A 6,246-nucleotide genomic window follows, 5' to 3' on the forward strand; every position below is an offset into this window, starting at 1 on the left:
GGGCACGTCACCCTCCATAGGTGGCCTCGGACTCACCGAGCACGGTGGCGAAGTCCGAGGCCAGCCGCTCGGCCTCGGCCGGCTCCAGACCCGCGGCCGAGATCCTGACCCCGGGCGCGGAGGCCAGGCGGAACCTCGCTCCGGCCGCGACCCACCACCCGTACGACCGCAGCCCGTTCACCACGGCGGACTCGTCCCGCACGGGCACCCACAGGTTCAGGCCGCTCGCGCCGTGCGAGGTGATGCCCCGCACGGCCAGCTCCCGGGCCAGGACGGTGCGGCGGAGCGCGTACGTCTCACGCGCGCGTGCCACCGACGCGCGCGTGCTCCCGTCCGTCATCAGCCCGTGCACGGTCTCCTGCAGCAGGTGGCTGACCCAGCCCGAGGTCAGCAGCAGCCGCCCGTCGTGCCGGGCGAGCGTGACCGGGTCACAGCCCGCGGCCGCCCACCGCAGATCGGTCCCCAGGAACTTGCTCACGGTCCGCACATGCACCCAGCGGGTCAGACCGGCGCCGGTCACCGTGTGCAGGCCGGCACCGGCCACCTCGGAGGCGTGGTCGTTCTCCACCACGAGCACATCGGACCGGTCCCGCAGCATCTCGGCCAGCGCGTCCCTGCGGGTCACGGAGAAGCAGCCGCCGTACGGATTCTGCGCCCGTGGACTGAACACCACCGCCCGCACACCGCTCCGCAGCGCCGTGCGCAGAGCCTGCGGACGCATCCCTTCGTCGTCCACGGCGACCGGGACCATCCGCAGCCCCAACGCCGGAACCAGATCCAGCAGATGGTGATAGCCCGGATCCTCCATGGCCACGGTGTCCCCGGGCTGCAACTCCACCGACAGCACCCGGCCGATCAGGTCGAGCGCCCCGTGCGCGAACGTCACGTGCCCGGCGGGGACCCCGTCCGCCCCGAGCCAGTCGCGCACGGCGTCCTCCAGCCGCGCGAGCCGGGGAGCCGAGCGATGGGAGCGGGCACCGGGGGAGAGCCGCGAAGGCGGCACCAGGGCGGGCAGCAGCGCCGGATCGGGATGTCCGCCGGCCAGGTCGCGCAGCCCTTCCGGCACCTTCGGCGGCCGGCGTGAAGCGACCGCCGGGGCCGACGCGACCACCGTGCCGCCCCGCCCACGCGTGACGACGATGCCTCGCCGCCGCAGCTCCTGGTACGCCGTGGCGACCGTGCCCGGACTCACCTCCAGCTCCTCCGCGAGCCGTCGTACGGGCGGCAGTGCGGCACCTGGCGGCAGCGCCCCTTCGGCCACGCCGCTCTCGACGGAGCCGGCAATTCCCTTGGCCGTCGTACCACTGATCTCATATTGTGTTGCCACGTTGACAATTATGTACCAATACATAACGCGGCTCAAGCTCCGCACAGGGGGAACAGTGGACGCGCAACCGCGCGGCGCCGACCGGGCGCCACGCATTCCCGGAGGCAGCGACGGACGCCGGATGCTCCTCGTCACCTTCCTCGACCGCATCGGCAGCGGCCTGTGGGCATCCGTCTCCGTCCTCTACTTCACCTACGTGTCAGGGCTCTCCGTCGCCCAGGTCGGCACGCTCGCAGCCGTCTCCGGCGCCATCGGCATCGCAGGCGCCCCTCTCGGCGGACGCCTCGCCGACCGTTTACCTCTCACCCGCGTCCTGATCGCACTCCAGATCCTGCGTGCCCTCGCCTCCTTCGCCCTGCTCACCACCGACCACTACCTCCTGCTGCTCGCGTTCTCGTCGGTCGGGAGCCTCGGCGACCGCGCCTCCAGCGTCCTCACCAGGCTCTATGCCACCCGCATCGCCGGCGCCGACCGGGTCCGCTACCAGGCGGTCAACCGCACTGCCTCCAACGCCGGCTGGGCCCTGGGCGGCTTGGCCGCCGCGGCGGCACTCACCCTCGGCACCACCACGGCCTACCGCTGGCTCCTCGCGGGCGACGGCCTCTCCTTCGTCCTGGTCGCGCTCCTCACCCTGACCTGCGCGGAGCCCCCGTCGACCACACGCATCGCCGCCACCTGCAACGGTGCGCCCCGCAAGACCGCGCCGACCAGCCCCTGGCGCGACCGCACCTACCTCGCCTACATCGCGACCGAGACCGTCCTCTTCCTCGACGACACCGTCTTCAAGATCGGCCTGCCCCTCTCGATCGCGCACAGCCAGGGCGTACCCCACGGCCTCGCACCGTTGCTGCTCGTCCTCAACAACCTGATGGTGGTGGCCCTCCAAGTGCCGCTCGCCCGCTACGGCTCCTCCACCGCGGCCGCCCGGAACCTCCTCCTGCCCCTGTCCGCCGCCTTCGCCCTCGGCGGCGTCACCCTCGCCCTTGCCACCACCGGAGGCACGCTCCTGGCCGTCTGCCTGTTCACCGCCTCCGCCATCGCCTTCACCCTGGCCGAGATGCTCCACGCCACCGTCTCCTGGGAACTGTCCGTGGCCCTCGCCCCCGACACCACCCTCGGCGCCTACGTGGGAGTCCACGGCCTCGCCCAGTCCACCCAGCGCAGCATCGGCCCGCTCGCCGTCACCGCAGCCCTCGCCGCCGGACCCCTCGGCTGGGCTCTCTTCGGCGCCACCATTGCTCTGACCTGCGGAATTCAGCACCGCTTGGTCCGCGACCGCCTTCGACGGAGCCCGTTGTCAGTGCCCACCGTTACTGTGAGTGAGCATTGATCGACTGCGCATTGGGGGAAACATGGCGCACACCGACCACCACACCATGCGACGCGCCCTGCGCCGCGAGATCGCCGGCACCATCGGCCTGCTCACCGACGAGCACGACTTCCGCACCATGCGGCGCTACCGCAGCTTCGCCTTCGACGACCACACCACCTACCTCCAGCAAGTGGAAGCTCTCCTCAAGAGCCGCGCGGCCGAGGGCGGTCACACCACCCTGGCCCTCTTCGACCCCGAGGACTACGCCGCCTACTGCGCCGACACCGGCCTCGATCCCGAAGCCCCGGCCAGCCGCACCCGCTTCACCGCGGAACTGGCGGCCGTCGGCCCCACGGTTCCCTACGACGGCCGCCCCCTCGCCACCCTCCTGCCCGTCCTCGTGGACGAAGCCGTACGGCAGGCCACCTGGGAGTACGCCACCACCCTCCTGACCCGTCTCGGCCCGTGCCCCACCTGCGGCGAGGACATCGGCCGCGCAGCCTTCACCCGCGCCTCCGACCTCGTCGTCCGCATCCTCGACACCGCCCCGCCCGGCCACCGGCACCTCGTCTGCAGTGTCTCCGGACCACCGGAAACCCTGGTCTCCGTCCTGCACGCCGACGACGGCACCGAAGGCGCCCTCGAACTCGACGAGGCCGAGGCCCTCGAATTCACCAGCGTCCTGGCCCTCGGCCTCGCCACCAACAGCCCCGGCGGACTCGTCATGCGTGTCAGCGCACCCGACGCCGCCGACCGCGTCCACGGCTGGCGGATCCGCGGAGGCCGTCTGGAAGCACTGACCGCCTCAGAAGTCTTCGACGCCTACTGCACCGACGCCGAATCCGGCGACATCATCTCCCCCGAGTCGGGCGTCGACTACTGCGTACCGCCCGACCTGGGAGAGGACGGAACAGCACCGGGACACCGACACTGAACGCGCCAGGGGCGCCCCACCCGAAGGCGGGACGCCCCTGACCACACCAGCGACGGTGACCGGACGGGCCTATTCGCCGGACAGCACCGCCTGAGCCGCACTGCGCGCATCCTCGGCGCTGTCCGAGGCACGGGCGGCAGCGGCGGCCCGCTCGCACTGCGCCAGCGTGTACTTCGCCAGCGTCGCCCGGACATAGGGAATCGACGCCGCACCCATGGACAGGGAGGTGACACCGAGACCCGTCAGCACACAGGCCAGCAGCGGGTCGGACGCGGCCTCACCGCACACGCCGCAGCTCTTGCCCTCGGCCTTGGCCGCCTCTGCGGACAGCGCGACCAGGTCGAGCAGCGCGGGCTGCCACGGGTCCTGGAGCCGCGACACCGCACCGACCTGACGGTCCGCGGCGAACGTGTACTGCGCGAGGTCGTTGGTCCCCAGCGACAGGAACTCGACCTCCTGCAGGATCGAACGCGCCCGCAGCGCGGCCGACGGGATCTCCACCATCGCACCGAACTTGGCCCGCAACCCTGCCTCACGGCAGGCGTCCGCGAACGCCTTCGCGTCCGCGCGGTCCGCCACCATCGGCGCCATGACCTCCAGGTAGACCGGCAGCCCCTGCGCGGCCCTGGCCAGCGCGGTCAGCTGCGTACGGAGGATCTCGGGGTGGTCGAGCAGAGTCCGCAGACCACGCACGCCCAGCGCCGGGTTCGGCTCGTCGGCGGGGGTCAGGAAGTCCAGCGGCTTGTCCGCACCGGCGTCCAGGACCCGCACGACCACACGGCCCTCGGGGAACGCCTCCAGCACCTGCCGGTAGGCCGAAACCTGCTTCTCCTCGGACGGCGCGTTCTTGCTGTCGTCCAGGAACAGGAACTCGGTACGGAACAGTCCGACGCCCTCGGCCCCGGCCTCCAGTGCGGCCGGCACGTCCGACGGCCCGCCGACATTGGCCAGCAGCGGCACCTTGTGACCGTCGGCCGTCGCACCCGGCCCGGTGGAGGCGGCCAGCGCCGCCTTGCGCTCGGCGGCCGCGGCCTGCAGCTCCGCCTTCTTCTCGTCGCTCGGGTCCACGAAGATGTCACCCGTACTGCCGTCGACGGCGATCACCGTGCCCTCGGCCAGCTCACCGGCGCCCGGCAGCGCCACGACCGCCGGAACGCCGAGCGCCCGCGCCAGGATCGCGCTGTGACTGGTCGGCCCGCCCTCCTCGGTCACGAAGCCGAGGACCAGAGTCGGATCCAGCAGCGCCGTGTCGGCCGGAGCCAGGTCCCGTGCCACCAGTACATAGGGCTCGTCACTGTCCGGGACACCCGGCATGGGAACCCCGAGCAGGCGGGCGACGATACGGTTCCGCACGTCATCGAGGTCGGCCACCCGCCCGGCGAGGTACTCCCCGGCCCCGGCCAGCAGCTCCCGGTACGCCGCGAACGCGTCGTACACCGCGCGCTCGGCCGTGCTGCCGACGGCGATGCGCCGCTCTACGTCCGCCATCAGCTCGGGATCCTGGGCCATCATGGCCTGTGCCTCGAGCACGGCCTGGGCCTCGCCCCCCGCCAGATTGCCGCGTGCCATCAGGTCGGCCGCCACGGCGTCCACGGCCTGGCGCGCCCGCCCCTGCTCGCGCTCCGCCTCCTCCACCGGGATCTGCTTGGCCGGCGGCTCCAGCACCGCCGTTCCCATGTGCCGAACCTCGCCGATCGCCACACCGTGGCTCACGCCGACGCCTCGCAGCGTTGTCACCATCTCACCCGTCTCCGATAGTGCGGCGGGTCCCGCCGCCGCAGTGGTTGTCCTGAACGCCGCCCTGCGACGGCTCTGCCGTCAGTTCCAGGTGAAGAGACTGCCGCCGGCCTTCACGTCACCGCTGTCACAGAGGTCGGAGAGGGACTCGGCCGTGGCCTCCAGCGCCACGACGGGGCACACCGCGGACTTGCCCGCGGCCTCGACCGCGGCGGGGTTCCAGCGCACGATGCTCTGCCCGCGCGTAACGGTGTCGCCCTTGTTGACGAGGAGCTCGAAGCCCTCACCGTTGAGCTGAACGGTGTCGATGCCGAGATGGGTGAGAACGCCGTGCCCCTCCCCGTCGACCACGACGAAAGCGTGCGGGTGCAGGGAAACGATGACGCCGTCCACGGGCGACACGGCTTCGGAGGGCTCACGCACGGGGTCGATCGCGGTGCCCGGGCCGACCATGGCCCCGGAGAAGACCGGATCCGGCACGGCGGCCAGTCCGATGGCGCGTCCAGCGAGAGGGGACGTCACGGTGGTCATGGGAGGCCTCCCAGGCGTGAAGCTGCATACGGGCCGTCACTGCCTGTCCCGGACGGCACTGAACAGCAGCGTATGTCAGATGAAGTGGCGGTTCCGTTTAGAAGCTACCAGGAAGTGGTCTAGACCACCAGCCCGGTCGATTTGCACGCGCTTCCGGGCCCCGTGTACAGTCGTACTCCTGCTTGAGGCGGGGCGACGCAAAAGTGCCTCCACCGAGCAGAACCCAAACTCGTCAGATCCTATCTCGGGATCATCTTTTGCATGCCTGCGAAAGAGTGGTCAGGGAGACGGAAAAACCCTGGTAGAGTTTGAAACACCGAAGGGAAGCCCGGAGGAAAGCCCGAGAGGGTGAGTACAAAGGAAGCGACCGTTCCTTGAGAACTCAACAGCGTGCCAAAAATCAAC

5 protein-coding genes are annotated in these 6,246 nt (G+C 71.1%); 2 read left to right on the plus strand and 3 right to left on the minus strand.

Features of this window, described 5'->3' with window-relative positions; genetic code table 11:
* Positions 1-7: 7 nt before the first annotated feature.
* Complete coding sequence (locus AB0H32_RS31365) at positions 8-1,327, minus strand: aminotransferase class I/II-fold pyridoxal phosphate-dependent enzyme (RefSeq protein WP_361127419.1); 1,320 nt, start codon at positions 1,325-1,327, stop codon at positions 8-10.
* Between the two features lie 55 nt (positions 1,328-1,382).
* Between AB0H32_RS31365 and AB0H32_RS31370 the strand changes: the two genes are divergently transcribed.
* Together AB0H32_RS31370 and AB0H32_RS31375 are read left to right on the plus strand one after the other, a co-directional pair.
* Complete coding sequence (locus tag AB0H32_RS31370; RefSeq protein ID WP_361127422.1) at positions 1,383-2,657, plus strand: MFS transporter; 1,275 nt, start codon at positions 1,383-1,385, stop codon at positions 2,655-2,657.
* Between the two features lie 22 nt (positions 2,658-2,679).
* Positions 2,680-3,573 (plus strand): hypothetical protein, encoded by an 894-nt coding sequence (locus tag AB0H32_RS31375; RefSeq protein WP_361127425.1) that lies wholly within the window; start codon positions 2,680-2,682, stop codon positions 3,571-3,573.
* A gap of 69 nt (positions 3,574-3,642) precedes the next feature.
* On the opposite strand, the gene ptsP is transcribed toward AB0H32_RS31375, so the two are convergent.
* Both ptsP and AB0H32_RS31385 read right to left on the minus strand, forming a co-directional pair.
* Positions 3,643-5,313: a phosphoenolpyruvate--protein phosphotransferase gene (gene ptsP / locus AB0H32_RS31380; protein ID WP_361127428.1), complete on the minus strand. Its 1,671-nt coding sequence runs from the start codon at positions 5,311-5,313 to the stop codon at positions 3,643-3,645.
* Positions 5,314-5,391: 78 nt separating this feature from the next.
* A complete protein-coding gene (locus AB0H32_RS31385) occupies positions 5,392-5,841 on the minus strand; it encodes a PTS glucose transporter subunit IIA (protein WP_361127431.1) in 450 nt (149 codons plus the stop codon).
* Between the last annotated feature and the right edge of the window lie 405 nt (positions 5,842-6,246).

The sequence above is a fragment of the Streptomyces sp. NPDC020362 genome, assembly GCF_040642095.1.
Taxonomy (GTDB): Bacteria; Actinomycetota; Actinomycetes; order Streptomycetales; family Streptomycetaceae; genus Streptomyces.

Coding starts and splice junctions, on each gene's coding strand:
- AB0H32_RS31375 (WP_361127425.1), top strand. CDS start 2,680: ATGGCGCACACCGACCACCACACCATGCGACGCGCCCTGCGCCGCGAG.
- ptsP (WP_361127428.1), bottom strand. CDS start 5,313: ATGGTGACAACGCTGCGAGGCGTCGGCGTGAGCCACGGTGTGGCGATC.
- AB0H32_RS31385 (WP_361127431.1), bottom strand. CDS start 5,841: ATGACCACCGTGACGTCCCCTCTCGCTGGACGCGCCATCGGACTGGCC.